Source organism: Segniliparus rugosus ATCC BAA-974, from assembly GCF_000185725.2.
Classification (GTDB): Bacteria; Actinomycetota; Actinomycetes; order Mycobacteriales; family Mycobacteriaceae; genus Segniliparus; species Segniliparus rugosus.
Genome location: NZ_KI391954.1, coordinates 421760 through 447300, shown reverse-complemented (window position 1 = coordinate 447300; position 25541 = coordinate 421760). Strand labels below are relative to the sequence as shown.

Annotated in this window: 29 protein-coding genes, 1 tRNA gene and 1 pseudogene; 27 read left to right on the top strand and 4 right to left on the bottom strand. The window is 65.1% G+C overall.

The window, feature by feature from the left end:
* Window positions 1-93 precede the first annotated feature (93 nt).
* A complete protein-coding gene (locus HMPREF9336_RS17970; RefSeq protein WP_169727319.1) occupies window positions 94-243 on the top strand; it encodes a toxin-antitoxin system HicB family antitoxin in 150 nt (49 codons plus the stop codon).
* Window positions 240-1283, top strand: a complete 1044-nt coding sequence (locus HMPREF9336_RS17965; RefSeq protein WP_007467380.1) for a DNA cytosine methyltransferase — start codon at window positions 240-242, stop codon at window positions 1281-1283. Before HMPREF9336_RS17970 ends, HMPREF9336_RS17965 begins: the two co-directional genes overlap by 4 nt.
* Window positions 1284-1311: 28 nt before the next feature.
* On the opposite strand, the gene HMPREF9336_RS17960 is transcribed toward HMPREF9336_RS17965, so the two are convergent.
* Window positions 1312-1761, bottom strand: a complete 450-nt coding sequence (locus HMPREF9336_RS17960; RefSeq protein WP_007467374.1) for a helix-turn-helix domain-containing protein — start codon at window positions 1759-1761, stop codon at window positions 1312-1314.
* A 252-nt stretch (window positions 1762-2013) separates the two neighbouring features.
* Between HMPREF9336_RS17960 and HMPREF9336_RS18515 the strand changes: the two genes are divergently transcribed.
* From HMPREF9336_RS18515 to HMPREF9336_RS12005, 16 genes and pseudogenes are all read left to right on the top strand, one after another.
* Entirely contained in the window at window positions 2014-2160 is a 147-nt protein-coding gene (locus HMPREF9336_RS18515; RefSeq protein ID WP_021030591.1) for a hypothetical protein, read from the top strand.
* 34 nt (window positions 2161-2194) lie between these two features.
* A complete protein-coding gene (locus HMPREF9336_RS12070; protein WP_007467371.1) occupies window positions 2195-2569 on the top strand; it encodes a hypothetical protein in 375 nt (124 codons plus the stop codon).
* Window positions 2566-2694: a hypothetical protein gene (locus tag HMPREF9336_RS19195; RefSeq protein ID WP_280110261.1), complete on the top strand. Its 129-nt coding sequence runs from the start codon at window positions 2566-2568 to the stop codon at window positions 2692-2694. Before HMPREF9336_RS12070 ends, HMPREF9336_RS19195 begins: the two co-directional genes overlap by 4 nt.
* A 161-nt stretch (window positions 2695-2855) precedes the next feature.
* Window positions 2856-3200 (top strand): hypothetical protein, encoded by a 345-nt coding sequence (locus HMPREF9336_RS12065; RefSeq protein ID WP_007467370.1) that lies wholly within the window; start codon window positions 2856-2858, stop codon window positions 3198-3200.
* A complete protein-coding gene (locus HMPREF9336_RS12060) occupies window positions 3197-3904 on the top strand; it encodes a hypothetical protein (RefSeq protein WP_021030589.1) in 708 nt (235 codons plus the stop codon). Before HMPREF9336_RS12065 ends, HMPREF9336_RS12060 begins: the two co-directional genes overlap by 4 nt.
* 16 nt (window positions 3905-3920) lie before the next feature.
* The gene (locus HMPREF9336_RS12055) at window positions 3921-4163 is read left to right on the top strand and encodes a hypothetical protein (RefSeq protein ID WP_007467368.1); all 243 of its coding nucleotides are present in this window, start codon (window positions 3921-3923) and stop codon (window positions 4161-4163) included.
* The gene (locus tag HMPREF9336_RS12050) at window positions 4160-6430 is read left to right on the top strand and encodes a hypothetical protein (RefSeq protein ID WP_007467367.1); all 2271 of its coding nucleotides are present in this window, start codon (window positions 4160-4162) and stop codon (window positions 6428-6430) included. Before HMPREF9336_RS12055 ends, HMPREF9336_RS12050 begins: the two co-directional genes overlap by 4 nt.
* A complete protein-coding gene (locus tag HMPREF9336_RS12045) occupies window positions 6424-6930 on the top strand; it encodes a hypothetical protein (protein WP_021030587.1) in 507 nt (168 codons plus the stop codon). The genes HMPREF9336_RS12050 and HMPREF9336_RS12045 overlap by 7 nt, the downstream gene beginning before the upstream one ends.
* A 34-nt stretch (window positions 6931-6964) precedes the next feature.
* On the top strand, window positions 6965-7420 hold the full coding sequence (locus HMPREF9336_RS12040) for a hypothetical protein (protein ID WP_007467365.1): 456 nt from the start codon (window positions 6965-6967) through the stop codon (window positions 7418-7420).
* Window positions 7421-7427: 7 nt separating this feature from the next.
* Window positions 7428-8801 (top strand): hypothetical protein, encoded by a 1374-nt coding sequence (locus tag HMPREF9336_RS12035; RefSeq protein ID WP_007467364.1) that lies wholly within the window; start codon window positions 7428-7430, stop codon window positions 8799-8801.
* Window positions 8798-9526 carry a hypothetical protein gene (locus tag HMPREF9336_RS12030; protein ID WP_007467363.1) on the top strand — a complete coding sequence of 243 codons (729 nt, stop codon included), beginning with the start codon at window positions 8798-8800 and terminating at the stop codon, window positions 9524-9526. Before HMPREF9336_RS12035 ends, HMPREF9336_RS12030 begins: the two co-directional genes overlap by 4 nt.
* A complete protein-coding gene (locus tag HMPREF9336_RS12025; protein ID WP_007467362.1) occupies window positions 9523-9840 on the top strand; it encodes a hypothetical protein in 318 nt (105 codons plus the stop codon). The genes HMPREF9336_RS12030 and HMPREF9336_RS12025 overlap by 4 nt, the downstream gene beginning before the upstream one ends.
* Window positions 9841-9852: 12 nt before the next feature.
* Window positions 9853-13443: pseudogene (locus tag HMPREF9336_RS12020) on the top strand (WXG100-like domain-containing protein); the annotation flags it as partial.
* A 3-nt stretch (window positions 13444-13446) separates the two neighbouring features.
* Window positions 13447-14487 (top strand): hypothetical protein, encoded by a 1041-nt coding sequence (locus HMPREF9336_RS12015; RefSeq protein WP_007467360.1) that lies wholly within the window; start codon window positions 13447-13449, stop codon window positions 14485-14487.
* Between the two features lie 4 nt (window positions 14488-14491).
* Window positions 14492-14971, top strand: coding sequence for an HD domain-containing protein (locus HMPREF9336_RS12010; protein ID WP_021030586.1), 480 nt, complete (start codon window positions 14492-14494; stop codon window positions 14969-14971).
* 146 nt (window positions 14972-15117) lie between these two features.
* The gene (locus HMPREF9336_RS12005; protein ID WP_007467358.1) at window positions 15118-15993 is read left to right on the top strand and encodes a hypothetical protein; all 876 of its coding nucleotides are present in this window, start codon (window positions 15118-15120) and stop codon (window positions 15991-15993) included.
* A 346-nt stretch (window positions 15994-16339) separates the two neighbouring features.
* Here HMPREF9336_RS12005 and HMPREF9336_RS12000 read toward each other — a convergent pair whose 3' ends face one another.
* Window positions 16340-16633 carry a hypothetical protein gene (locus tag HMPREF9336_RS12000; RefSeq protein ID WP_007467356.1) on the bottom strand — a complete coding sequence of 98 codons (294 nt, stop codon included), beginning with the start codon at window positions 16631-16633 and terminating at the stop codon, window positions 16340-16342.
* Window positions 16634-17237: 604 nt separating this feature from the next.
* Between HMPREF9336_RS12000 and HMPREF9336_RS11995 the strand changes: the two genes are divergently transcribed.
* The 8 genes from HMPREF9336_RS11995 to HMPREF9336_RS11960 all read left to right on the top strand — a co-directional run bounded on the left by HMPREF9336_RS11995 (window position 17238) and on the right by HMPREF9336_RS11960 (window position 24433).
* The gene (locus tag HMPREF9336_RS11995; protein ID WP_007467355.1) at window positions 17238-17558 is read left to right on the top strand and encodes a hypothetical protein; all 321 of its coding nucleotides are present in this window, start codon (window positions 17238-17240) and stop codon (window positions 17556-17558) included.
* A complete protein-coding gene (locus tag HMPREF9336_RS11990) occupies window positions 17558-19762 on the top strand; it encodes an FtsK/SpoIIIE domain-containing protein (protein WP_211235465.1) in 2205 nt (734 codons plus the stop codon). The genes HMPREF9336_RS11995 and HMPREF9336_RS11990 overlap by 1 nt, the downstream gene beginning before the upstream one ends.
* Window positions 19763-19764: 2 nt before the next feature.
* The gene (locus tag HMPREF9336_RS11985) at window positions 19765-20436 is read left to right on the top strand and encodes a hypothetical protein (protein WP_007467353.1); all 672 of its coding nucleotides are present in this window, start codon (window positions 19765-19767) and stop codon (window positions 20434-20436) included.
* Window positions 20437-20465: 29 nt separating this feature from the next.
* Complete coding sequence (locus HMPREF9336_RS18510; RefSeq protein ID WP_007467352.1) at window positions 20466-20915, top strand: hypothetical protein; 450 nt, start codon at window positions 20466-20468, stop codon at window positions 20913-20915.
* A gap of 355 nt (window positions 20916-21270) precedes the next feature.
* The gene (locus HMPREF9336_RS11980) at window positions 21271-21828 is read left to right on the top strand and encodes a hypothetical protein (protein WP_007467351.1); all 558 of its coding nucleotides are present in this window, start codon (window positions 21271-21273) and stop codon (window positions 21826-21828) included.
* Between the two features lie 4 nt (window positions 21829-21832).
* Window positions 21833-23863, top strand: coding sequence for a hypothetical protein (locus HMPREF9336_RS18505; RefSeq protein ID WP_007467350.1), 2031 nt, complete (start codon window positions 21833-21835; stop codon window positions 23861-23863).
* Window positions 23864-23877: 14 nt separating this feature from the next.
* A complete protein-coding gene (locus tag HMPREF9336_RS11965) occupies window positions 23878-24141 on the top strand; it encodes a hypothetical protein (RefSeq protein WP_007467349.1) in 264 nt (87 codons plus the stop codon).
* Between the two features lie 43 nt (window positions 24142-24184).
* Window positions 24185-24433 (top strand): hypothetical protein, encoded by a 249-nt coding sequence (locus HMPREF9336_RS11960; RefSeq protein WP_007467348.1) that lies wholly within the window; start codon window positions 24185-24187, stop codon window positions 24431-24433.
* A 26-nt stretch (window positions 24434-24459) separates the two neighbouring features.
* Here HMPREF9336_RS11960 and HMPREF9336_RS11955 read toward each other — a convergent pair whose 3' ends face one another.
* Together HMPREF9336_RS11955 and HMPREF9336_RS11950 are read right to left on the bottom strand one after the other, a co-directional pair.
* Entirely contained in the window at window positions 24460-24696 is a 237-nt protein-coding gene (locus tag HMPREF9336_RS11955; RefSeq protein ID WP_021030581.1) for a hypothetical protein, read from the bottom strand.
* A complete protein-coding gene (locus HMPREF9336_RS11950) occupies window positions 24693-25040 on the bottom strand; it encodes a hypothetical protein (RefSeq protein ID WP_007467346.1) in 348 nt (115 codons plus the stop codon). The genes HMPREF9336_RS11955 and HMPREF9336_RS11950 overlap by 4 nt, the downstream gene beginning before the upstream one ends.
* A gap of 191 nt (window positions 25041-25231) precedes the next feature.
* Here HMPREF9336_RS11950 and HMPREF9336_RS18500 point away from each other — a divergent pair.
* A tRNA-OTHER gene (locus HMPREF9336_RS18500) sits at window positions 25232-25298 on the top strand.
* The last annotated feature ends 243 nt before the right edge of the window (window positions 25299-25541 follow it).

The following is a 25541-nucleotide window of genomic DNA, read 5'->3' as shown; positions in this document are numbered from 1 at the left end:
TGGCTCATCCCCTTTGTTCCGAGCCTTCGGGCGACACGCCGGAGGACGCTGGCTTGCCAGCCCTCCCTCTTGATGGCCGATAGATTTCTGGTCATGGACGACGAACCGACGAAGCTCACTATCCGTATGAGCGCCGCCTTGCACCGGAGGGTGAAGATCGCGGCGATCACTGAGAACACCAGCCTCCAGGACTTCGTCATCGAAGCCTTGGAGAAGAAGCTCGCGGAGCTCGGCCAAGTTTGATCCTCGATCTTTTCTCGGGGGTGGGTGGTTGGTTGGAGGGTCTCGGCCCTGGTGTTCCTCATGTGGGCGTGGAGATCGATCCTGACGCTGCGGCGACCTCTCGCGCGGCTGGTCACAATGTCGTACAGGCGGATGTCACCTTGCTCGACCCGAGCGACTACAGCGGCATCGTCGGGATCACCGCGAGCCCGCCATGCCAAAGCTTCTCTGTGGCAGGGTCAGGGGCGGGCAGGGCCGCGTTGGATCGTGTGCTGAGCGCCGTTCGGGGCAACACGCCAGCTCTTGATCGGCGGACGCGGCTCACCGTTGAACCTCTGCGCTGGATCAAGATTCTTAAACCTGAGTGGGTGTGTATGGAGCAGGTGCCGACCGTCCTTCCCGTGTGGCGGGCGTACTCGGATCGGCTACGCCAGCTCGGCTATGCGGTCGATGTCGGTGTTCTCGACGCATCCTATTTCGGTGTGCCGCAGTCAAGGAAGCGTGCGGTGTTGATCGCCTCCCGGCTCGGCAAAGTCGAACTTCCCTGGCCTGGTGAAGTGACTCCGATGAGCGTCGTGTTCGCCCACTCGGACGGTAGGGTTCAGCGCTCGAATTATTCGGGGAGCGGACCAGTTGGTGCGCGGACGGCGCAGGAGCGTGGCCGGACGATGCGCGGACTCGACCAGCCGAGTGTCACCATCACGCGCCGTGCGCCGCAATGGGAATTCGGGGATGGTGATCGGCGGACGTTCACCGTCTCGGAATGCGCCGCATTGCAATCGTTCCGACCTGACTTCCCATGGAGCGGAGGCGTGAACTCGGCCAGACTCCAATGCGGCAACGCTGTGCCGCCGCTCCTCGCGCGAGCTTTGATCGCTGCCGCGACGAAACCAGTGGGCCGGGTCGATCCAGCGCCATTCGCTCGTGTCGGAATCCTGGTCCCGAGGGGGTTATCGAAGCGGCTACGGCTCGCCGCCACCAGTCTCGGTGTCTCAGCGAGCGATCTCGCGCGGGAAGCAGTCGAGAACGCCGTCAAGAGCCACGCCGTCACGAATAATTGATGGCTTGCTGGCACGGCCCCCGCTGGGGTTAGGCTGGTGCTCCTGGGGGTCGGTTGTGCGCCCGCGCCCATGCTTCGGAGAGTTGATCGGGTGTTGCTCCGAGTAGTTGGGCGAGCCGTGCGGCTTTCTCGGGGGTGAGTTTGGTTTCGCCTCGTTCGAGGGCGGCGTAGGCGGGGGTTGTGAGGCCGAGGGCGCGTGCGGTTTTTGTTTGGCTGAGTCCGGCGAGGTGACGCCAGTCCGCGAGGGTGCGTTGCCTGACCGGGACTTTTATGAGTCGGCGTAGCGGGACGCGGAGGGCTGCGGCGGCTTTTGTGACGGTCTCGATGTTCGGGGAGACCTCGCCGGATTCCCATTTCTGGATCGTGCTCGTGGAGAGGCCTGTGAGGCGGGAGAGCTCGGATCGGCTCATCTTGTGTTTGGCGCGGGCTTTGACGAGCGGTGCGAGGTCGAGGCCCCGAATGGCGCGGTCAGGGGTCATGAGCCCAGGGTCGCGGCAGCCAACATGCGGTCACGTTCGCCCTGAGGCGTGTTTTCGTTCAAACACAACTTTATTCAGTTATTAAGTCGAGAGGCCCGATCTTGTCTTATATTCCCAGTTCAAAGCATGTCTATAGCGATATATGCCCTGCTTGTTTTCTCGGTTCCACGAGGGGTTACCCTTGGTGCGCGGCCCCGCGCCGCGTCCAAAACACTGAAACTTGAAACTCTGAACTGAAAAAGGAGGGCTGACATGGCCCGATACAAGACCGTGACGACGTACGAGAACAACGTCGACAGCGAATCATCGTTTTACGGGCGCGACGGTTGGCGGGTCGAAAGCGTGACCAGGGTCGATGGCCATTCCGACAAGGTCAGGATTCAGTTCGTTCAAGACTGAAAAATCCAGCTCACAAGGCATTTCGGGAGATGAGATGAGCAAATCAACCCCTATCCTGGTCGGCGCGGCTGTCGGGATAGTCGTGGCCGTCGCCCTCAACACGGCGGGTCAGGGGCACCGTCACGTGCCTTCTGCCTGGGTGTACGTGCTCGCGGTGGTGGCGTTCGCCCTGGTCGGGATGGCAGTGGGCCAGTTCATGGGCCGCGATAAGGGCAAGACGACAGCAGCGGAGCCTGGGCCGACTGCGCCTGGCGCTGGCCTGGCCGTCCCCGAGAACGATGAGGTGCGCACGAGTCGCTTCGTCTCGTCTGAGCGGGTCGGATCAGATGGGTTGCCGAGGCCCCGTGCCAGCGATATCGATGTGGCGCCGATCAGTGTCGAGGTTCATCGCGAGAGGGGCAGGTCGTGAGCCTGCTCGGGGCGTGGGGGGTGTTCGTCCTGGTCGTGGTGCTCGGTGTTCTCGGTTGGTTGTGCTGGCACGCAGCCCGCTTGTATCGGGCGGGACGCGTGCGAACCATCGGCGAGGATTCGTGATCGTGCGGGCACGGCGCGCGGCCTGGACCGTAATGGGTTACGCTGCCTGGAATTGCTCGTTGAGAGCTGGGGTTTAAGCGTGCCTCGGCTCGGATTCGGAGAACACATGCTCTCGCCCATAGGGCTGCTCGCGCGGCTCTTGCCTCCTTCGGCGGTGGCGCGTGGCTGAGTCGTCCCATCCGTCGAATCCCGCTCCGCTGGCTGATGTCTATCTCGATCCGGATCGTGCTCGTGTGCTGGCCTTGGAGGCTCAGGAGGCTGTGCGGAACTGCTCGCGTGATTCGAATGAGGCCCTGTCTCGCAGGCCCGAGCTTGGCGGCGCGGACGACGAGGCCAGCTATGCGGTCAAGGAAGCGCTCTCCGCGTTGCTGTCGGCTTCGCAGGACCGGGACGCGAAGGCTTCCGAGAAGGCCAATGACACGTTGGCCTCGACTTTCCAGGGCATCGATTTGACCACCGGCACGGACGCAGCTTCGGGCGAGGACATCGGGAAGGTCATGCGATGACGGAGCCTGATGGGGTGTGGCAGGGCAAGGCGAACGAGTGGATGGTCCGCAAGCGCCCCGAGGGCTGGTACGAGGGCCGCGACGAGCGGGAGGTTCGGATCGCGGAGGCCGGGGACAGGCTGGTCGCGGAGTTCGACCAGCACGAGAATTTCATTGTCGGGGGCGGGGTGTCGTTCCAGGCCCCGACGTTCGCCGGGGCGGTGGACATCAGCGGCGCTCCGAAGCGCGGCCAGTGGGACGACCCCGACTACGGTTTGCTGCGGTTGACGGTGGGCGGTGGCGAGTTCATCATCGCGGCCTATGAGGGGGCGATGTGGCTTGCGCGGCGCTACATCGCGCACGCGACGTCGTTCCTCGATCCGAGCATCCCCCCGCCAGGCCCGGAGGATTTGCCGTACCGGCCCACGGGGGCGAGGTTGAGCGACCAGGTGGAGGGCGCGATCCACGACGCGAAGCTCCTGTTGGAGCGCGCGAAGGCGAGGCGCGGCAAGAACGACCTGGACGACCTCACCGCGCACCGCGACCGCAAACGCACGTACAGGTTCACGCTGCACACGACGGCTGCGGTCGGGGATGTGATGGTCGAGGTCGATGGGCGGGGCCTGGTGCGCGAGGTGTACTTGCAGCGCGAGCCGGTGCTGGGGCGCAAGCTCGGGTGGGCGTTGCGGAAGGCCGGGAGTCGAGGCGCAAGCCTGGTGCGCTGAGGTCGTCTCCCCGCTCTTGGCGCAAGTGCCCTCGTTGGGCGATATCGTGCCGGGGTTCGGGGAAGACCTCGGATTGAACCTCACCTACGGGGTGCCGGATTGGCCGAAGGTCGCGGACGGCGAGTACATGCGCCAACGCGACGAGGAGTTCCTGCCCGAAGTCCGGTTGTTCCGGTTCGCGCCCGGTGACGCCGAGAAGAACCAGATCAAACGGGCGCTCGCCGCGCAGGCCGAACGCAGAGCGGCGGAAGGACTATGAGCATCGCCGCATACCCGCGCCCCACCGGGGAGATCGAATCCAAAGTCGTCGATCAGCTGTGGGTCGAGCTGAGCGAACTCCTCGTCCAGCAATGGGCCGACCGCTTCAAGGATGTGCGGGGCTTCGAGCTGGCCTGCTCGCACACTTTGGGCACCAACTCGAAACTGTTGGTCGACGTGTTCACCGGGGACGGCGGCTATGCCGCGCAAGACGCCCTCGACCGCCGCAAACAGGACTACGCGAATAACAGCGACGCCTCGGAGCAGGACCGCGCCCACGCGCAGAAGCTCGCCGACGACATCCGCGACACCAAGATCAAGATGGCGCAGGTCGCGAACACCGTGAAAATCAGGGTGGACGCGATCCGGTTCCGGGGCAAGCTCCAGAACAAACCCGCCAACGTCATCGACGCTGAGGTGAACGACCAGATCGCCCAAGGCCGCAAAGCCTGCAAAGAGCTCGCCGACCAATTGCGCGACTCCGCGAAGACCATCGCCAGCGGAAGCGACGACTCTGGCAACGCGGATTCTGAGGACGGGGGCGATGTCAGTTCCCGTAGCCGCAAGCCTGTTGTGGAGAAACACCTCGCTCCTGAGCCGAGCACGCCGCAGAGCGAAGCGGACGGGCCAGATGTCGCACGCCGTGGTGGCTCTGAGGCGGTGGCGAAGTCGCAGCCTCGGTCTGATGAGCAAGAGGCGAAGCCAGCGAGCCAGGAGCAGTCCGTGCAATCTGCTCCATCCTCGTCTCCCGCATCGCAGTCGTCCGTAAAGCAGGGTGGCGAGTCCCATGCCACAGCACAGGGCACGGCTGCCCCAGCCGCAGCGACACATGTGTCGTCCGCCGCCCCAGTCGATCATGCGCCCCCTCCGAGCGCGCACGCTGCACCGATCCAACAGCAGCCTGCGGAGCGTCCAGGGTTCTTCTCGGCTCCTGCTCCGTTCTCGCGACCGTCCCAGCCTCAGCCACGCTCGTCGTCGCAGACCACAGCGCAGTCGGGGGCGCAAGCAGCCGCCCAACCGCAGCCCGCGCAAGAACAGCAGCATCGTGAGGACCATCTCGTCGGGCACGAGCAAGCGCAGCAACAGCAGGCGTCGTGGTCGGATGGGGGCGCGACGACTTCTGCGATGGGCGCTGCCGCGCTCGCCCCACCTCCAGCAGGGCATATGGGCTGGTCCGCGCCTGTCACGTCATTGGAGTCCAGGACTGGGTTCTCCGCTTCCAGTTTCGGGTATCAGGGCGAGAGCGGGCACACGCTGGGCCATGACGGGGTGCTCGGCTCGACAGATGGGAACCGGGAGTATCTGGCGTGGGCAGCTGCGGCGGTCGGGGCGACAGCGGCCCGTTGCCGGATCGGCGGGGTGGAGTTCGCCGCCGTCGTCTACTACCAGCCCGAGACCGGGGTCAACGGGCTCTCCACCATGCTGTGCTCGAACTTCGGTCTCGCCTACTTGCCCCCTGATGTTGTGCCGCCGCAGGCGGTTGGGGTGATGTACGCGCCGGAAACGGAGTTCAGCGACTGGCCCTCCTGCTTGCCGTGCGCCGCGCAAACCGCGTCGGTGTGGTTCGAGGAGCTGGAACGGTCAACCCATTTCGGCTGGGAGCCGCCGCGTTTGCTGGCGCTGGTCTCCACCGTCCCCGTGCCCCCGGTCTTGGAGCAGTGGGCCTGGCAGCGCGGCGGACAGGCTGTTGTCGCGAGAAGAGGCGGGTGGGACCAGTTCCGTCAAGGAGCCTTCTCGCCCACCAGGCTCGCCGCCGTGGCCCCGCAGCTCGCAGGAGCGTTGCGGACGCTGCCGCCCGAGCCCGCGAAGGAGCTGGGGTTCGAGGTCGCGGAGTGGGCGGCGCGATCCACTCGTCTCGCGGACAGGGACGAGTACGTGGGCGGGAAGATCGTGCCCTGGTTCAAGAAACGCAAGAAGCTGCCCGCTGACGTGTTCGAGGCGTTGGGCTCCGTCGCGCAGCGCCACGACTCGATGTGGATAGCGCAGGCGGCGGCGCTGCCCCCTGCGCCTGGCAGCGAGGGTCAGGGGTGGGATGATCGAGCCGTGCCACCCCTGATGCGAGTGCTGGACCGTCCGGTGCCGTTGGGGGCGCAGATGGAGTTCGGTCGTGCCCGTGCGGCGCTCGCTTTGCGGGCGGCGTTCGCGGCTCCTGGGCATCCTGACGCGCTCGCAGACGTGATCTATGAGGCGTGGTGCGCGACGAGCGACTGGAAGAGCGTTGTGCAGCGGGTCAACGCCCGCCTGAGCGGAAGAGGAACCACATGGTGAACATGACACGAGCGGCGGTCGCATTGGCGGTCTTGTCCGCATTGGCTGGGTGCGACCGTGGCGGGCAGGCCGCGCCGCGCCAAGCCGCCACAAGCGCTGTCGCCGCGACCCCGACCAGCGCTGGCCTGTCTGGTCCCGAGGCGGCGCAGCAAGCCTGCGACGTGTACAAGACGCAGCACAAAGCGGCCACCACCGCGTATGAGAAGTTCAACAAGTCCGTCCCGCAGGGCGCTTCTCTCGATGACCCTGACGCTGCGGCGAAGGCGAAAGAAGCTGCGGACGCGCTCGACTCAGCGGCCAGCGCATTGCAGTCGAAGCTCGACCAGCTTTCCGACAAGCTCAACGACGGGTTGAAGAAGAACCTCTCCGAGTTCGTGCGCGTCGTGAAGAAAATGGTGCAAGACCTCCGCAGCCACGCCCCGGACTCGACGCTCGACGACGACGCCGACTACTACAAAGGCGCGTCGAACGACGCGAGGGCGGTGTGCGGCATCAAATGATCGGTCAAGGCCACGGGCAAGAAGGGAGCTGAGGATGAGCGAGCAAGGCGGTTTGACGCAGAGCCCTGCGGCGTTGGAGAGGATCCATCAGGCGTACATGCGCCACAAGGCTGCGATGGTGGACGCGGAGGCCCGCGCGATGAAAGAGGCTGATGCTGGTTTGGGGAGCGCGTCGTGGGCGTTCGGGCGTTCCAACCCGGACGCGGACCAGGCCCGCGACCGCTGCTTGGAGCAGGCCGGGGCGATGGCGAACGCGATCAAGGCTCTTGGGGCGTGGTCGGACTCGTGGTGGCAGCGGGTGACCGAGGGGCATGGGCATGTGCAGGACTCCGACGAGGTGGCGCAAGCCCAGTTCGACAAGGCCCGCAAGGAGATGGAGGACGCGCAGAGGCCCGCGCCGCCACCGCCTCCCGCGCCACCTGGCAGCCCCAGAGTCTTGGCCCCTGGCGAGCCTGGCAGCCGTCCCAGCTCGACTCAGGGCGAGGTGTGAGCGGATTGTGAGCTACAAGGATTACGTCGCTGACGAGTATGAGCGGGACTTCGAGTCGAACAAGACGAGCCTGCAATACATCGGCCTGGGCAAAGACAAGCGCGAGGAGCTGTTGAAGTTCTGGCGCGAGACCGCGCAGTGGCTGCGGGACTGGCACGCGGACCTCATGAAGTCGTTGGAGGAGGCGATCAACCCGGACGGGTTCGACCCGAACGACAAGACCAGATGGGCGGGAACGGCGGCGTCCTCCGCGTTGGGCGAGGCTCGGGCGGTCGGGAAGATCGTGGAGCAGCTCGCGGACGCCGCGCAACAGACCCATGACACGCTCGGGCAGGTGACGGGCAGGTTCGACTCCACCGACGCCCTGGTCTCGTGCCTGGTGTCGATGAACGACGGCACCAACGCGGGGAAGATCGAAGCGATGGAGGCGGTCGCCAAGGCCCTGCAACACGCCTACCTGCCGCTCGGGGATGTCGTTATCGGTGATCTGCCCGCGTTCGACATGATCGCCCGCCTCCCAGGCGGCGCACCTGGCGGACTACCTCCTGTGGCTGGAGCGCCAGGCGCTGCGTCTCCGCGCTCGGGAGCCCCAGGCGGCGCTCCGACGCCCGACGCGCTCAAAGCTCTCACCGAGCAAGCGCAGCGGGAAGCTGCTCTCGCGCAACAGTCGCAGCACGACAGCGAAGCGCCCGCGACCAGCGCGGACCCGTCACAGGCTGTGAAGGGCGCTGCGGACGCGCTCGGGCAGGCAGGTCAGGCGGCGGGGCAAGCGGCGCAAGGCGCGGGGCAGGCTGGGAAGGGACTGGACCCCTCCCAGCTCGCCTCCGGTCTCGCGGACGCGTTGAAGCCGAAAGACGGCGCTGGCCTCGGGGCTGGGACTGACGCGGCGCTGGACGTCAGCGACTCAGAGGCGGGATTGCCCGGATCGTTGGACGCGGCTCCCGCAGCTTTCGCAGCACCGATAGGCGGCGGCAGCTTCGGCGCGGGCGGCGGCGGTGCTACTGAGCCTCGTCGTCTCTCTGCCGCTTCTGGTCATGGCGGTGGTCCAACCCAGCAAGCGCAGCCAGCGTCACAGTTGTCTTCCCTCGCGCAGCCTGGCTCCGCTGCCCCCGCTGGCGGGATGGGCAGTATGCCGATGGGCGGCGCTCCGATGCACGGCCAGCAGGGGCAGGGCGGCAAGGCGGTCGGCCCCAACAAGTATTTGCGGGACGCTGCGGCGAACAAGGAGGCGTTCCTGTCTGCGATCCCCACAGTCCCGCAAGAAGTCTTGGATGGCGTTGGCGTGGTCGGCGCGCTCACCGACGCCGAACGGACAGAAGCAGCAGCGACCGTGGCGGACGCAGAGTCGTCGGTTGAGTCGGACGCTCGGGAGTTCAAATGACCACGGAGCCCGACACGTCTTGGATCGGTGTGCCGTTGCCGGGGAACGAGGCGATGGCGAAGAAGGCGCGGGCGCTCGCTGAGGGCGCGTTGAAGGCTACAGGCAAGGTCGGTTACCTGCGGGAGTCTTTGGCCTCGAAGCGCGGAGCCGGGTCGGACCCCGATGGTGTCGCTGTGGCGACGGTGGACTTCTCGGGCAGGGTCGCCAGCACGGTGTTCGAGGAGCGCAAGTGGCGCGAGCTGGACCAGGACCGCGCGGAGCGCGCCGCGCAATCCGCGTTGAACGCGGCGCTCGCGGATTTGCGTGCGAAACGGCAACAGACCGAAGCGGCGTTTTTCGGCGGCTTCGGCATGGAGAACATGCCGACGTTGGACGACCTGCGCCAGGAGCACGGCGGGGAGGACTCGGGCAGCGAGCCTGCGGCGGGGCGCGGCTCCGACCCCGAAGCCTTGGTGACTGTCGTCGTGGTGGGCGAGGACGTGACCGGGGTGGTGTTCAACCGGCAACGGTTCGGGGCGCTCACCCGCGAGCAGGCGGGCAAAGCGGTCACAGATGCGGCGAACAAAGCCCTCGCTGACGCGCAGGCGAAGACCCTGACAGCCTGCAAACAAGAACTCGAGAACCAGGGCCTCGGGGATCTGCTCGACCCGAGCGGGATCTTCGCGAAACTCTTCCCCGAACAAACCGAAGAACAGAAACAGAAGCAGCGAGGAGGACCACGGTGAGCGACGGCAAGTTGCATATGAAGGCGGAACGGGTGCGCGAAGCCGCCCGAGCGGTCGGAGCATTGGCGGACAAGATGGACGCCGACAAACAGAAGCTCGACGGGGAGCTCGCGGCCACGGACGGCTCCTGGGGCAATGATGACGCGGGACGAGACTTCGCCAAAGGGCATGTGCCCGCGACCCAGACCAGCGGCGAGAGCGGGAAAGGCTTGATCGGGGCCGTCCGCTCCCTCTCCGTCGCGCTCGGTGAGGCCGCTGATGGCGTCGAGGGCAAGGACGAGGGCAACGCCCACAACCTCGACACACGAGCCTGACCGGAGCCTGCGCGGATGACGACGCGACTGCCTGGTTGGCTCACCGGGGTCTTGGACCTGGTGGGCATGCACTTCCCCGAGGGCGACGAGGATAAGCTCGCCCAGCGGGGGCATGCGTTCGACGCGGAAGCTGCCGCGTTGGAGGCTGACGGGGACGAGTTCAAGCGCATCGTCGGGCTGATCGAAGAGGCTGTGGGCGGGAAGATCGAGACCGCCGTCAAAGAGTTCATCGACCAGCTCGTCACACAAAGCCTGCGCCCCGACCAGCAGAACCAGAAGCAGCTCGCCGAACAAGCCCGAGCGATGGCAGAGGCCACCCAGTTCGGGAAGTACGAGATCATCTTGACCCTCGCCGCGCTGGCGGTGCAGTTGCTGTGGTGCGCGGCGAACTTCTGGAACGGCAGCGGCGAAGTGGAGGCAGCCGCAGCTGTGGCGGTCACGCGCGGGATCGTCGCGGATATTCTGGAGCAGATCGGCTTGAAGACCCTCGCGAAGATCGCCAGCAGCCAAGTCGTGAAGTTCGCGGCCAAGCAAGCCGCTATCGGCGCGGCGATGGGCGCAGGTGTGGACGCGGGGGCGCAGGGCTTGCAGATCGCGCAAGGAACCCGCCACGGATTCGATGTGAAACAGTTCGCCGCCGACACAGCGGCGGGGGCCGTGGGCGGGGCGGTCGGCGGACTCGCGGGGCACGCCGTCGCGGGCAAAGAGGCGCAGACCCTGCTCGGGAAACTCGGGAAGAACGCTCTTGGAGGAGCGGTGGGCGGCGGCGCTGGAGCCGTGGCGGGCGGACTCACTGGTGGGCTCATCCAAGGCGGGATCAGCCACGCCCTCGACGGAGCCGGTGGTCAGGCGCTCCTCGGCGGCGTCATGGGAGCGGGAGCCGGGGCGCGCGGAGCCCACTTCGCACCCGAGGCCAAACCCGTCGAAGCCGCACCAGCGCACGAGGCCCCGCACATCGACATCGGGAAACCTGGCGAAGCAGTCCCGAGCGCGAAACCAGGCGGTACAGGCGAACCAACCCCGTCATCGGCGCTCGCCGCGCAAGAACATCCGAACGGGCAAGGGCACGACACGGCAGCCCCCGTCGCCCAGCCCCGCGAAGATCCAGCGGCCAGAGACCAGCACGAGCAATCCGCGCAAGCTGTCTCACCTGCGGATCAGCGCTCTACGGTTGGAGAACCAAAACCTGGCACGGAGCAGCGCGCCACCCCGAACGGCGACCCGCAGCGAGCCGTCCCGAGCAGCGACCCAACGCGCACCACATCACCGAACGGCGACCGCCCGCTCACTGGCCGAGAGCAGCCCGCCCCGAACACGAGCGGCGAACGAGCAGCTGCTCCAGGCCCGCGCCTACCCGAGCAGCCAGCCGCCAGTCTCAGCAACACAGCCAGAGACAAGCACCTCGCAGGCGCAGCATCAGCCACCACGCGAGAAGCCCCCGTGGTCAAAGCCACAGAGCCCGTCACCGCGAAAACCAGCGAGCCAGTCAGAGCAGTCGCTGGCGTCCCCGAGGCGCGTCCTGTCGAGCAACGGCCAGCGGTCGAGCCCAAGCACGCCGAGGGCAACACGACCGAGGTCGAACCATCTGCGCGACGAGACGACCACGCAGGAATATCGCGCGAGGCCGACACTGGGGCTCCGCGTGACACGGGGCGTTCGCCGGAGGATTCGACACACGGCCATAGCTACCATACGAACGACAGCACGCTCTCCAGGGAACACCACGACTCGGTGCCACCCCGCGAGAACGGTTCCGACGACCATACGGCGATGCTCCGCGACGTGCTCGACGGTCGGGAGCCATTGTTCCACGGCGACGAGCCCACCCCGGTCGAGAAGCAGGCGCTGCGGGACTTGTGGGAGCACGCCACCCCCGAAGAGCGCGCCGAACTGTTCAAGCAGCATCCGATGTTCGGTGAGCACGCGGAACTCCCCACAAGAGAGACGGACCAGCACGCCCGTCAAGCGGCTGAATCCCTCCGTGACGAACTGCGCGACAAACAGGACCGCGAGGGCTTGACCCGAGACGAGCAACGCCGCCTGCGCGCGCTCGACAACATCCTCGATTCGGTCCACTACGGGCCAGACCAGACACCACGGTTCCTTCTCGGGTTCGAGCACGACGGCAGAAGCATCACCAGCATCGGTAACCCCGACACATCTACCCACACTGTCGTCTTCGCCCCAGGAACCTTCACCAGCCACGAGAAACTCAACCAGCATCTCGAAGACCGAAGCGTCAAGAACCTGTGTGGGTTGCGGGAGCCAGAGCAAAAACCCGGCTACATGGAAGTCAGCCGACGAATGCATGACTCCCTGGCATACGAGGTCGGTCATGAGAATGTCGCTGTAGTTGATTATCAGAACTACCATGCTCCGCAGCATTTGAAGCGACCGTGGAGCGGGGCCGCGAACCCGAAGTACGCCAAAGCCGGTGCGGGAGCGTTGCGCAACCACTGTGACCGGCTCCAACACACCAATCAAGTCGAGGGGAACAAGCTGCTCGTCACCGGGCACTCCTACGGCACCGTCCTCGTCGGCGAAGCCGCCAAAGGCGGGCACGGCCTCAACGCGGACGGCATCCTCAACCTCGGCAGCCCAGGATTACGGGTCGCGGATGTCACCGGATTGCAGCTCAAAGGTCAGCACCTCTCGCCAGGCGACGGGCGCGTTCACACCATGACCCGCCCTGACGACCCAATCCGCCTCGTGGACTACGCGCGCAAACTCCACCTCGACAAGCTCGGGATCGGACACGGCCTCATGCCGCACCACGAGGCGTTCGGCAGCACGGTCCACACCACCGGGCACGACCCCGCAGGTCCGAGGCACCACGACCCGCACAGCGCCTACTTCGACGAGCGCGGCGTCGAGATGAAGAACATCGGGAAGATCGCAGACAAGCTCGACCAACTCCCCGAACCACCACCTGAAATCAAGCCGCGTCCAGATTCCACGAGCGGACCACATAGCCCAGACACCGAGCACCCGCATCCCTCACCAGATGAGTCCTACATAGCGAGCGACCTCGCCCGCGACACGGCGCACTCGATCTACGAGTGTGCTGTCGCTGCGGAACCGGCGATCTCGGGAACCGTCGTCGAAGCGGTCAGCTCGGTCGGCGGACACATGGAGCGATTCGAGTACAGGTTGAAAACAGAGCACTCCCTCGCGCGCAAGCTCGACAGCGAGTTGGAGTTCGTGGACCCTTCCGACTTGGAGAAGATCGAGAAGGTGAAGGCCGACATCAAGGACTCAGTTCGCTACACCGCCATTGTCCCCGACGACGGGTACTGGGCGAGCGGCAATTCTGTCGCCGCAGCTTTGTCTGACAAGGGGTATACATTGCAGAAGTCGCCGCCAGGCTGGGCGCGCGAGGGATACAAGGGCCGGAACATGACCTTCAAAGGCCCCGATGGCGTCGAGTTCGAGGTGCAAGTCCACACACGGTCGAGCCTGGACGCGGCAGAGCAGGCCCATAAGCTCTACGAGGTCGAACGACTCCCCACCACCCCATTAGAGGAGAAACAACGGCTGAGGGAGATCATGCGAGCTATATTCGATCAAGTGCCGGTCCCGCCTGGCACGCCCTGGAAGGATTGACGGATGGCGACGAAGTACTACGCGAAGCTCCTCAGCGGGGGCGAGCCGCTGGCGGTTGCCCGGATACACGGCGACGAGACCGTGGACGTGTACAGCTCCCGCCAGGAGGGCTGGCAGCCAGATCGCGGCGGCTTGTACTCGGAGATCCTGTTCAAAGGCGACTGGGACTCTCTCACAGAAACGCAAGCCCTGGACTTGTTGCGCCGACTCGACGAGGAACGCCAACGCCGCACGTCCAACGGAGCAGCCGCCCTCGCCTACAGTTACTGGCTCTCCGTCCCCGAGAAGGAGGAAGAGCCGCAAGTGCTGCTCCGATCAGGGGACGGAAAAACTCTCGAAGGCTACGCGGTCTCATCCGCCGCGTGGGAGAAACTGCCCTATCCCGCCACCCCCGCGCTGGACGATCCGAACCTTTGGGAGAAGATCACGGACTCCGACGTTCCCGACGTACTGGGGCACCTGCACGCGGCGTGGGACGAGCACCTGCGCGAGGAGTTCGACGCGACGGCCCCCGAACTGGTGGACACAGAGCTGACCGAAGCCGCCGTCCGCCAAGGCGTGGTCCACTACACCACGGAAATCCTCAAAGTAATCCCGAAACTGCTCGGCTACGACCTCACCGTGGGATTCAAAGCACCGAATGGCGGTTCAGCAGGAAGCGCGGGCAGTGGCGCTGTCGGCCCGAAAGGTACCTGGAATTTCCAAGTCAGCTACAGGATTTGGGGGTTCCCCGAAGGCACGCAAGGCCAAGTGCTCGACTCTTTCAAGAGACTCTTCGACGAGTGGCGTTGGACCTATGACTACACCGAGGACGCTCCTAATGACCGAGATGTCTACGCGCGGACGAGCGAGGGCGGCGTGAAGACCAAGACCTCCTACCACGTCACCATCTCGCAGCGTCCGCACGGAGGAATGGCAATGGTCTGGACCTCCCCGTACTTTCCTGGTAGCGCCGCGATGAAGCCAGGCCCCGGCTATCAGGTGATGCCGTCCGTGATCACGAAAGACGGCGTGCAATCCTACGAGCAGCCGCATAGGGGATGACTCATTGGTCGAGCAGTGCCTGAGCGGCTCCGAGCTTGTGGCCGCAGCGGAGCGGATCGCCCGCGCCGCCCACGCGGATCAGACCGACAAGGCCGATGAGCCGTACACCGAGCACCTGTCTCGGGTAGCGGCGAGATTGGAGACGGAAGGCCCCGAGGCAGTCGCGGCGGGATGGCTGCACGACACCATCGAGGACACCGCCACGACATCGGCGGACCTCTTAGGCGCAGGTGTCCCCGAGAGTGTGGTGCGCGTGGTCGAGCTGTTGACCAGGACCGGCAAACCCGACGACGAGTACTACGCGGCTATCAAGGACGACCCGTCAGCGCTCGCGGTGAAGCTCGCGGACCTCGCGGACAACACAGACCCGGCTCGGCTGGCCGTGCTCCCCGTCGAGCAGCAGACGAAGTTGCGGGCGAAGTACGCGAAGGCGTACCTGGCGCTCGGCAAGGACGATCTGGCTGAGGTCTTGGAGGAGCTGTGACCAGGCATGGGGGCGTTTGGCGCGGTGGGGCTGTGCCTGAACGGTTCGCTAGGTTCGCCGCCGTGTACGAGGAGTGGGCTGGGTTGGACCGCGCTGCTCGCGAACGACGGTTCGGGCCGAGGCTTTCAAGGGGGATGAGTGGACTCATGCGTGAGGATGGGTTCGGTGTGTCGGTCGGCGAGTTCCTGTACTTCGTGAGCGACGCGCGAGGCGAGGTGGTCGTGGAGCGGCAGGAGCGCGGCCTTGGGCAGACGGTCGCGGAGTTCTCCTCGTTCGACGACGCGGAGAGGTATCTGCTGGTGCTTGTGGGCGACGAGGTTCGACGTGGGCACGGGTTGGCGCAGCTTCATAAGCAATGGCGCGCGAAGGGGCTCCGGGCGGGGGCGAGGTTCTATCCCGATCCAGATTTCTACGGGGCTTCCAGCGACTTGTACACGGGTGATGGTCCTGCGCCGAGGGGGCGGATGGGCCTTTCGGACGCGGAGTGGTTCAGCCATGCCGCCGCCATGGATTTCGAGGAGATCGACACAGCTCTTCGGAATGGGGTCGACGGCGCGGGATGGTCTCCCCGAGTTCGGGCACTGGATGGTTCGACCGGAGGGCAGCCGAGGTTCCTGGGCAAGGGCGCTCGGCTCGACTGGATCACCGCGCTGCTCGTCGGGATTGTGTTGGCGGGTGCTGTGTGTCTTCTCTGGAGTCTGGTTTCGGGGTCTTTGACATTCGGCAAAGGTGTTGCCGTGCTGGCGGCTGTGGCGCTCTACTGTCTGCTGGTCGTGCTCGGGTTCTTCGCGGCGGCGGGCACGTTGATGAGCGCTATGCAGTTCGAGGACGCGCGTCGGCGAAGTTTGGCGTACGCGGCGGCTGGGGTTGCGCTGTTGGGTGTCGTGGCGAGTTGGCTGGTCGGGTTCGGCGGGCTCGCCGCTTTCGATTGGTCGGCGCTGCGTTGCGCCGCGTCGGGGTTGCTGCTCCTTGCGGTGTCGTCCGTGCTCGCTGTTTTGATCGGCAAAGTCGCTGGAGTGTGAGAACCGCGCACGCCCCCTCCTTTCGGCTCTGGGCAAAACGAGGAGCGCCGCCGCGAAACAGGTTCAGCGGCGGTGCTCGATCAGTTTCTGCGCGACTATTTTCTAGTCGTCCAGGGGCACGGAAACGACTCATCGCTCCTATTGAATCCCGCGTCGTGGCATTGCGTCGGCAACTGTCGCGGTGCCTCCGATTCGGGGTCGTCCGAATCGGAGGCTGGTTCTTGCGGGGCCTTGGAAACGGGGCCGACGCGGAGTGGGATGTCATAGGGCGAGGGATCGTTCCCGCCGCCGTCCATGTTGAGCGGCGCGAGGCCGAGGACAGCGAGCGCGGCGACCGCGAAACCATTCATCGGTGGGCCCCCAGCTTCTCGCGGAGCTCCTCAGGCGTGAGCTTCTGGCGTGTTGCGAGGGGGTGGTCCGTGTTGGCGGTCAGCTCAATCTCATCGCGCGTCATGCGCTCGGCGAGCTGGGCGATGAGATGGTCGGATTTGGCTTGAGCTTCGGCCTGCGCGGCGGCTTGCTCAGTCGCCTTCTCGGGGCTCACGGCGACGTAGGTGACGGGGATTGCGAACAGGACGCCGCCGACTCCTGAGAGGACTGCGGCGAACGCTGCTCGCCGCTTGGTGATGGTGGATGTCATGGGGTCTCCTTGGGGTTCGGACGTGAATTACACAGGTGTAATTCTACTCTCGTCTACTCTCGGAAACAATGCTCTGACGAGCCCTTTTGTGCCCCGGTTGGGTCTTGGTTAGAGCTGTCGTTGACAGTGAGCTTCGTCACATCAGCACATGTGACGGGATGCGCTACGCGCGCCCCTCATTCCGCCCCCCAGGAGCGTCACGGACCCCTCGATCCAGCCCCATTTGCCGTGTTACGCGCCACCTCCTCCAGGCCCTCTCGGGAGGGGGTCCGGACACGAGGCCATCCACGCCCATATATGGGCTCCTGCCAGCGGGAATGTTATAGGCCACGTCGGACTGGCCGAGGCTCGCGGCGATGTTACGCGCCGTGTTACGCACGGCGTCACGGCTCATGTCACGGACTGCGTCACGGCCTGCGTTACGCGAAACCGCGAACGACCTGTCGAATCTTTTTCAAAAGAGAGAAAGAGTAGTCAACAAGTCAGCTTCTCACGTTCAGAAACGAGCAAAAAGCTCGCAAGAGTGAGAAATCTCATGTAAAATCTAATCGGCAAGGACTCCGTCCTCACCGCCCCAGGAAGACCGCCCGGAAGGAGGCGAACGATGAAGACAATCGGCATCAGCGCATTGGTTCTGTTCGCCCTCGTCTTCCTCGGCGGCGGGCACGAGATCATCGCCGCGCTCCTCATCCTCGGCGCCGCCGCCTGGGGCATTTCAGGTCTCCTCAGCCGCCTCGGAGGGAGCGGTCACGACGCCTATATCTCTCCTCTTCGCGAGGCTCAACGGGAGGCGCAATCGCTTCTCGCGCGGGCCGAAGCGGACGGCGAAGCGATGTTCACGAAGGCCCAAGTCCGCGCCGCGCAGGCTGTTCAACGGGCTCGTGATTTCGCCGACGCGGAGGCCCGGAACGGGGGGTGGGTCTGATGGCGATGAGCGATTGGGAGCGCCGTCGCGAGGCCGACCGCCGTCGTGCTGAGCGTCGTGACGACATGGTCTTCGCGCAACAACTACGGCGCGAGCAAGCCGAGGCGGCAGAGGCCCGGAAGATCCTGGACCGCACCCCGAAGGAGGCGCAGGCCGTCCTCGACAGGTTCGAGAAGATGGCCGCGAAGATCGCCGCCGACGCGGCTGCGGAGGAGAAACGACTCCTCTCCGCGCCAGTCGTTCGGCGGACGGGCGGCACGAGGAACAACCCGAATCTGATCATCGTGAGGCATTGGAAGTGCTCGCTTCCGACCGCTCTCGCGGCCCGCTTGGGGCTCGGCGCAGCGTCCAAGAATCACGGCCCTCTGCTCGGCTTGCGACCCGGTGGAGGAGTCTCGGAGACGGACATCGCGCCCGCGCAGTTGCTCGCTACTGACCCGCTGCTCGCCACCGACCCAGCCTTCGCAGAGTGGGCTGTGAAGGCCCGCGCGATCCTGGCAGAAGTCGCTCAACGCTACGGCCTCCTGCTTGAAAAACTGCGGAACGACGACGCGATGGCGGAACTCTTCGAAGCCGCAGGCGTCACCTCATCGACCACGAGAACCGAGAACGTGACGGGTGTTTACGGCACTGTGGAGCGCCGCGTCACCGTCGTCCCCATCCCAGTTTTGCGGTCAGTCGAGATCGAGCAGGAAGGCTTGATCCTCACGTACGCACACCGTCTCGGGGACTCCGCGAAGACCTGGGCGGCGCGGCTCGACCCATTGCGCGCGGCGTTCAAAAACACAGGAGTCCGCGCCGAGAACCTCTCAATCCGCGAAGACCGCTGTGGGAATCCGCAGTTGCATTTCGACGACGCGCCCTCCAGTTTCCCCCTCGCGATTGCCCCCGAACCGCCCGCGACAGTGGTGCGGGATCGGGCCGACGCCATCGCTAGGTATCAGGACGCGGCGTGGACGCTCGGCCCCGACGCGAGAGGCAACGTCCTCAAATACCCCGTGAAGAAATACCCGCATGTCCTCGTGGCCAGCTCCACGGGCGGCGGAAAATCCACTTGGGCGAGAGGGATGATCGAGCAGTTCCGGGTCACAGGCTGGACGTGTTTCATCGGCTCAGGGAAGGTGAGCGACTTCGCCACGATGCGCTCGTTGCCTGGTGTAGCGATGGTCACGGGCGGGGATGATGTGGCTCAGTTGGCCGTGATGGTTCGGCGTGTGCGGGTGGAGATGGAGCGCAGAAACACGCAGGCGGCTGAGGCGAAACAACGGGGCGACACGCGAGCGTTCGACTACCCTCCTATTTTGCTCCTCTTGGACGAGTGGGGGGCCGTTGATGTGGCGTTCCGAACCAGCTACAAGAAGAGCGACGCCTTCCTGCGCGATGTCGATCTGATCTTGCGGGTCGGGCGCGAAGCCCGCGTACACGCCGTGCTTCTGTCTCAGACGATCCGTAAAACAGGCGACGGCGCCGTGCCCGGTAGCTGGCAAGAGAACCTTGGCCTCACTACCTCGCTCGGCTCCCCCTCGGAGATCACCTTGCAGTCCGACGCGTTCACCGCCGAGACGCGGGACCGTGCCGCGATGCTCGGCGCACGGCTCAAAGGCAAGCAGGGACGAGGGTTGACGGTCGAGCGCGAGAGCGGTCGCATCGTGGAATTCCAGTCCTTCTACGGGTGGAGCCCCGGCACCACGAGCCTCGACCGCAACGCCGCACCCGAGGTCCGCCCGCCCACCGATGAGGTCCGCGCGCTGTGGCAGCGGTGGGAGCCGATCTCGGCGGCGGTGCCGTGGATCATGCCGAGAGTCGGCATCAAAGTCTCTAGCCCAGCGTGGCGCACGGGCGACCTGAGCGAGGTCGCGAACACGCCGACTGTCGCTTTGACCGACGAGCACGGAACCGTGAAACCAGGGATGGCGCAGTTCGACCCAGCCTCCGATGAGTGGCTCGGAAAACAACAAGCGAGCACCGCCACGGGGTTGCACGAAGACCTGAGTTTCGACAGTCCGAAACCGAGCGCGCCGACCGCGAACATGGCCGCGATGACCGACGACGAGATCAAAGAAGCGGTGCGGCAAGAAGCGATCCGCCGTGGTCTGATCCCCGCCGACGAGGCTCCCGAGGCTGAGGCACCACCAGCGGCGCAGGCTCCGAAACCCGCAGTGAAGAGCGCTACGAAACGCCCACGGATCGAGGGGGAAGTCTGAAAATGTCCCGATCAGTCCTCGCCCTCGACGTCACCGTGCGGGCGGTGAGCACAGCCCGCATCACAGACGGTGCCGTGCCGAAATGCTCCCTCGTGCACAGCGACGAAATCCACGGCGTCCACGGCCCGAGGGAGAACGTGCGCCGTCATGTGGAGCACGCCCACCGCCTCGTCCAGGCGATCATCGCGAACCCACCGGAACTCGTCGTCATGGCGAAGAACGTTTGGGCGGATATGAGCCGCGACCCGAGCGGGGGCCGTCGCTCAGCGCTCTTCTTCGAGATCGTCCGCCAACTCGACCACGCCGACATCCCAGTGTGCGAACTCTCAGTCCTGAGCGCTCAGAAGACGATTGTCGGGGCTGCGAAATTCGGGGCGAAAGGCAACGAAAGCCTCGCCCAGGAGGTCCGCCGCCTCTACCCGGAACTGGTCACCCCGCCCGACCCGGAGAAAGAAACCGAGCCGAGATACAGGGTCACGACGGTCGGGCTCGCCTTGTGCGGAGCGATGGCAGCGGGGATTCCGACACGGCTGGAAGTGACGACGACCAGGCTGATAGCGCTCCAGGCCGGTGACTGGCCGAGACGGTTCAAACCCCTTTCGACAGCGACCGAATGGGAAGCGAAGTTCGGGGGACCACCAGAAGCAACCGGCGACGAACCGTTGTCGGCGTAGGAATCAGATCGAGTCAAGGAGACAGAAGAATGACGAACACGAGCAATCCCGTAGAGGTTTTGAACGCTCACCTGGCCGAGTTGGCTTCGGCCAAATCGCTCTACGGCGAAGCAGCAGACGCACTGGCCGAAGCCACAGCGGAGTCGGACAAGACGGTCGCCCAAGCTGACGCGCGAGGCAAAGCTGAGGTCGCAGAGGCGAAGGTGCGGGCTGCCGCGCTCATCGACGCGGCGAAGAAGAGTGCAGCAGCCGAACTGTCGGCGGCGAAGACGAATCGGGCCGAGCATTTGAATCCACGGATCGGTGAGGTCAACGGTCTTGGCGGTGAGTATGCGGCTGCAATCCAGGCTGCTGTGTCCACGGGTTGGAGCACCCCAGCAGCCCTTCGCGGCCTGGGCTTTGATGCCCCGAAGCCGATCAAACCAGTTCCCGTCCCAGGATCGGACGCTGAAAACCACGATCAGGAGCGTGCGGCATGAACACCACAAAGATGATCTTGGCGGGGCCGCAAGGCCCAGTGATGAACCTCCTCGGGAGTCTCGGCGCGATAGCCCTTGGGTTGGTGTTCGTCGGGTGCTTAATCTGGCTCGCTGTGAACCAGAAGCACGATCCAGATCCAGACCCTGAGCCGACCCCATCCCCGCAGCAACCCTTATATCAGGCCCCAGTTGCCAGCAGTTCTTCGAGCTGGCCGGAGCCATCCGATGATGATTTGCCTCCGATCAGAGTCACAAGCGGCAATGACCCAGGCGGATCGGGCACCACTCCGAGCGGCACTGCGACGGGCGGCGGCGACTTCCTCAGCGCGCTCCGCGCACAGTCGGGAGGCGATGAATGAACCATCGATTCAGCATCGCGGCCCTCGCCGTCCTAGCCCTCGCGGGCGGGACGGCGGGCTGCTCGCACGCAGCCCCAACCCCGGTGCCGAGTAGCGCGAACGCGGCCCAGGTCGCGGCATCGACCAAGGTTCCAGGCTCGATCAACGGTGCCGAGTTGGTGCAGATGTGGAACCGGCTACGAATGCCGTGCCCCGACCCCGGACCATCGTTGCCCGCTGGATCGCGGGCGACGGAGGAGGCGCTCGGTGACCAACTCCCCACGATCCAGAGCGTTGCCACCGCCTTGGCGAACACCACGGCCACGGTTCCGCAGGAACAGGTTGTCGCATTGTTGCAGCAGCTTCGGGCAGCGCTCCTCCAAGTCCGGGCGGCGATGGTGGACAGGGCGGAACGGTCACCTGACGGAGCCCGCGACGAACTGCTGAAACCCGCTCGCGAAGCCTTCGACAAGTTCCAAACCCAGGTCATCTCGGCCTTGCGCGGGCAGGGGAAGCTCGACCCAGACCTCATCGACCGTTTCGATATCAACACCACTTGCCCGGTACGGAGGTGACCTCATGAGCGACATCCACAAACCAGACGACCCGTACGGACTCCTCGGGGAGCATTGGCCCGAAGAGAGCGAGACCAGCTACACGGACGCCGAGTCGGACTGCATCTCAGCGAACAACACAACCGTTGAGGCCGCTGGCGACTGCCGCCATGACGCAGGTCAGGTCGGCGAGGAGTTCAAAGGAAAAACGGGCACGGCGGTCAGTGACAAGCTCACTGCCGCTGCTGCCGATCTCGATACCCATGCTACTGATTTGAAGTCGCTGGCCAACGCCGCCTACTCAGCAGCTGTTGAGATCAAGAATGCGAAGAACCTGATCACAGACCAAGTCTCAGCGGGCACTGCCGCGATCAAACAGGCCCGCGAGTTGGAGGCGAACGGGCAGTCTCCGAGCGAGAGTTCCGCATCCCTCGTAGAGAAATATCGCGCGAAGATCGCTGGGTTGAAAACAGACTACGACGCTGCCATGAAGACGGCTATCACCGCCCCGGAGCAGCATCAACCAGCTCGTTTCGGCAGATACTCGGATGAGAATGTTGCCTATGCGGGAGCGTCGAGCACGGCTCGCCGCGACGAGCTCTCCCACGAGCAGGGCAAGGATTATCAGCGGCTTGTCGATGATCCCCAGGAGGATACGGAGCCGACTGTCGAGCATCGCCCGACTGCTCCTGGCACGTCGAACCCCGTCCCGACAACGCCGTTGAGCAACGCCGCTCCCGTGCAGCAGCAAGCGCAGTCGGGTGTGCCGACCACGCCGCTGAACTCGACGCCCGCGACCCAAGGCCACGGCGGTGTGCCGTCCACGCCGTTGTCCTCCTCGGCTTCTGGTAGTGCGAGCAGCGCCCAACACAGTGCGCCGCCCGCGCAGGCCACAGGCAGGGAGGCTCCGCGTCGGGACTCCTCAACACCGATAATGCCACTCCCGAGCACGGTTTCGAGCACCCCGAGCAACACTCCAGTCGCAGCGCCGATCACCCGCCTCTCATCATCGGAGTCCCCACAAGAGGCGGTGCGAGCCGCCTTGTCGGAGTTGCGAGCGGATCGACCAGCAGGCACCATGTCGAACCCTGTGGCAACCACACCGTTGAACTCGACACCGCCTGTCGCCGCTCCATCAACCCCAGTTGTCGCGCCCCAAGCCCTGGCATCGGGCAGTCCCGTGCCATTGGCCCCGGTCACGCCACCGTCATCGACGCCCCAGGCCGTGAGCCCCGTAGCACCAACCCCACAACCCGAACGACGCAGCGGTGAGCGAACTGATCCAGGAGCCTTCGTCGGCCTCGTCGGACAACCGAAGGAAGAGAAGAAGGTGACGGAAGTGGAGCGACAGAACATCAAGCAACAGGATGAACCGCAATCGTTCATCAACACACTGAGCATGCCCGAAGCCCTCGCCCACAGGGCGTTGAGCAGCCTCCGCGCCGAGTTCGAGCGCACTGGTTGGGCTCAGCCCCTCGCCGTCGCCGTGGTCCGTGTCGAACACGGATTGCTCATGGTGTACGCAACAGCGGACGGCGCCAGCATCTGGCCGAGCCGAGTCCAACTCCCCGAGGATATGACCCCGTTGGCCGACCTCGTGGACGTGCCGCCCGTGCTGTGGGGGTCGACGGACCCCGCCGTGAAACTGATCTGTCTCGCGCACGCTGGCCTGCGAATCGAAGCCCTCCTCGGCAACAGTGAAGGGACTGCTCTCGTTGTTCAAACCGCTGAGCAGCACGCCGAGTTGCAGGCCACAGGTGACGTGCTCCCCGCCGTCCGGTCACGCAGCGAAGGCAGTGACATCGAACCCTCCGACGTCACTCGTGCGGAGCGGCTCGTCTGGGACGCGCCGCGTGTCCTCGACCCGGAGGAAGCAGGCAAGCGTCTCCGAGCATTGCGCTGGACCGACTCCCAGCCCGCTGCGTACGAGGCCGCGCACGGGGATTGGGTCATCGCCGAAATAGCCAGCTCGTTGGCGAATCAGAACTTGGCATCCGCCATATACCTAGCGGACCAGGCGTTCGTGCAATTGCACGACAACGAGAACCCGAATTGATTGGAGAAACACACATGAGCGACATCGATCTTCACCCCGAAGAGCAAAATCGCCGACATGCCGCATCAGCAGGCAGCCTCCGGGCAAGCGCCGATGCGCTCCCCGACATCAAACCCGAAGGCCTGCGCCCGGAGCATGCGGCCATCTTGCAAGCTGCTATCGGCGCAGCCCGAACGACCATGCGTGCCGCCGCGAGCACCCATGATGTCGGGGCACGCGCCTCGACCGCGTTCGGTTCCCAGGAGGCGGCGAACGCTCAGCGGATCAGCGAGGCGTGAGCCGATCTGTCCATCCGCCCCGCTGAGAGATTATGCTGGCGGGATGGACAGGGAGGCGATGGACCGTCAACTCGCCGAGATGCGCGCATTGATCACGGAGTTCGGGGCGCTCACAGATCGGACACTGGATTTCACGCTGCCCGTCGAGGAGCTCACAGCCGCGATCACCGCACGGGGCGCAGTGATGGACCAAATGACCCAAATCTCCCGAGAGATGGGCATCGACACCGAGCTGATGCGCATCGAGGCCCTCGGGCACAAACTCACCCGCGAAGCAGACCAAGCAGAATAACCCGCAGGTAAGCGGGTACAGGCAGCTCACTCCCGATCCAGGCCCAGCCTGTTCTCGCCCTCGAATCCGAGGGTCTTCCAGTAGCAGCGGGCGAACATCAACTCCCACGCCTGCAGCAAATCACTGTCGATCCCGATGCGCGCGGCGAGATCGGGCCAAGATTCGAGGAGCTGCGCACCAGCCGTGCGCGCCGCCCCGACACCGCGCATGAGCGCTATCACCTCGACCCGCTGCTCAGGCGGCACCGGGTAGAGGCGGGTCACAGACAGTCCTCGAATCTGGGGTCGGGCAACCGCTCGATCCGGGCAATGGCGGACGACTGCCGCCAATACTCCTTCATCGGATCATCTGGCACGTCGAAGAAAACCAGGCTCGTGCCCCCGATCTTCGGCCACCGCCCGACCCGCGACAACCGCACCAGCTGTCTGTCCATCGGGAAAGCGCCGGACAGGCTCTGCGGACCCGGCACGCGCACATAGCCCGGAGGATGCGTCTCCAAATCCCAAATGTGGCGGGAGCCTTGCGTCACAACGAGCCAGAGCCCCCTCATGTCGGAGGTCAACTCCTCGACGGTATCGGCGGTCTTGTTCTTGACGTTCTTGCTCATGCGCCGATGATCGCACGAGAGACTGACAATATAGTGGTCACTGATAGTCTCAAAACCCCAGGCCAGGGGACGTGCAGCGTGGTCACGCCGTGGTCACACACCATCTATAACAAGATGAGGCGAGACATCACGATAAGGCACGGAAACCACCCCTGGCCTGCACAAGACGAACCAGCCCGTCACGCCGAATCGCCACCTGTCACGGGCGGGCTCTGACTACGGATCAGAAGGTTAGGGGTTCGAGTCCCTTCGGGTGCACAGTTCCGCCCCAGGCCACAACTTGTTGTGGCCTGGGGCGGTTTTCGCTTCCACATCCCGCCCAAGGGACCAGTCCCCTCATCTTCCACGAAAGGCCCGGCTTCGCCGAAGCCGGAAAAGTGCCGTTCTGGATTGCGGTCGCCGACCCAGCGCGCGGCACACGCGAGCGGGCGGACGATCACGGCCGATTCCCTCCAGGCGCAAGACCACACGTCCCGCCAGGTGGGGCCAATCTCGGTCGCA

Excerpts from the sequence above, each read along its gene's own strand:
- HMPREF9336_RS17970 (WP_169727319.1), top strand. The coding sequence starts at position 94 with ATGGACGACGAACCGACGAAGCTCACTATCCGTATGAGCGCCGCCTTG.
- HMPREF9336_RS17960 (WP_007467374.1), bottom strand. The coding sequence starts at position 1,761 with ATGACCCCTGACCGCGCCATTCGGGGCCTCGACCTCGCACCGCTCGTC.
- HMPREF9336_RS18515 (WP_021030591.1), top strand. The coding sequence starts at position 2,014 with ATGGCCCGATACAAGACCGTGACGACGTACGAGAACAACGTCGACAGC.
- HMPREF9336_RS12070 (WP_007467371.1), top strand. The coding sequence starts at position 2,195 with ATGAGCAAATCAACCCCTATCCTGGTCGGCGCGGCTGTCGGGATAGTC.
- HMPREF9336_RS12060 (WP_021030589.1), top strand. The coding sequence starts at position 3,197 with ATGACGGAGCCTGATGGGGTGTGGCAGGGCAAGGCGAACGAGTGGATG.
- HMPREF9336_RS12050 (WP_007467367.1), top strand. The coding sequence starts at position 4,160 with ATGAGCATCGCCGCATACCCGCGCCCCACCGGGGAGATCGAATCCAAA.
- HMPREF9336_RS12045 (WP_021030587.1), top strand. The coding sequence starts at position 6,424 with ATGGTGAACATGACACGAGCGGCGGTCGCATTGGCGGTCTTGTCCGCA.
- HMPREF9336_RS12040 (WP_007467365.1), top strand. The coding sequence starts at position 6,965 with ATGAGCGAGCAAGGCGGTTTGACGCAGAGCCCTGCGGCGTTGGAGAGG.
- HMPREF9336_RS12030 (WP_007467363.1), top strand. The coding sequence starts at position 8,798 with ATGACCACGGAGCCCGACACGTCTTGGATCGGTGTGCCGTTGCCGGGG.
- HMPREF9336_RS12015 (WP_007467360.1), top strand. The coding sequence starts at position 13,447 with ATGGCGACGAAGTACTACGCGAAGCTCCTCAGCGGGGGCGAGCCGCTG.
- HMPREF9336_RS12005 (WP_007467358.1), top strand. The coding sequence starts at position 15,118 with ATGCGTGAGGATGGGTTCGGTGTGTCGGTCGGCGAGTTCCTGTACTTC.
- HMPREF9336_RS12000 (WP_007467356.1), bottom strand. The coding sequence starts at position 16,633 with ATGACATCCACCATCACCAAGCGGCGAGCAGCGTTCGCCGCAGTCCTC.
- HMPREF9336_RS11995 (WP_007467355.1), top strand. The coding sequence starts at position 17,238 with ATGAAGACAATCGGCATCAGCGCATTGGTTCTGTTCGCCCTCGTCTTC.
- HMPREF9336_RS11990 (WP_211235465.1), top strand. The coding sequence starts at position 17,558 with ATGGCGATGAGCGATTGGGAGCGCCGTCGCGAGGCCGACCGCCGTCGT.
- HMPREF9336_RS11985 (WP_007467353.1), top strand. The coding sequence starts at position 19,765 with ATGTCCCGATCAGTCCTCGCCCTCGACGTCACCGTGCGGGCGGTGAGC.
- HMPREF9336_RS18510 (WP_007467352.1), top strand. The coding sequence starts at position 20,466 with ATGACGAACACGAGCAATCCCGTAGAGGTTTTGAACGCTCACCTGGCC.
- HMPREF9336_RS11980 (WP_007467351.1), top strand. The coding sequence starts at position 21,271 with ATGAACCATCGATTCAGCATCGCGGCCCTCGCCGTCCTAGCCCTCGCG.
- HMPREF9336_RS18505 (WP_007467350.1), top strand. The coding sequence starts at position 21,833 with ATGAGCGACATCCACAAACCAGACGACCCGTACGGACTCCTCGGGGAG.
- HMPREF9336_RS11965 (WP_007467349.1), top strand. The coding sequence starts at position 23,878 with ATGAGCGACATCGATCTTCACCCCGAAGAGCAAAATCGCCGACATGCC.
- HMPREF9336_RS11960 (WP_007467348.1), top strand. The coding sequence starts at position 24,185 with ATGGACAGGGAGGCGATGGACCGTCAACTCGCCGAGATGCGCGCATTG.
- HMPREF9336_RS11950 (WP_007467346.1), bottom strand. The coding sequence starts at position 25,040 with ATGAGCAAGAACGTCAAGAACAAGACCGCCGATACCGTCGAGGAGTTG.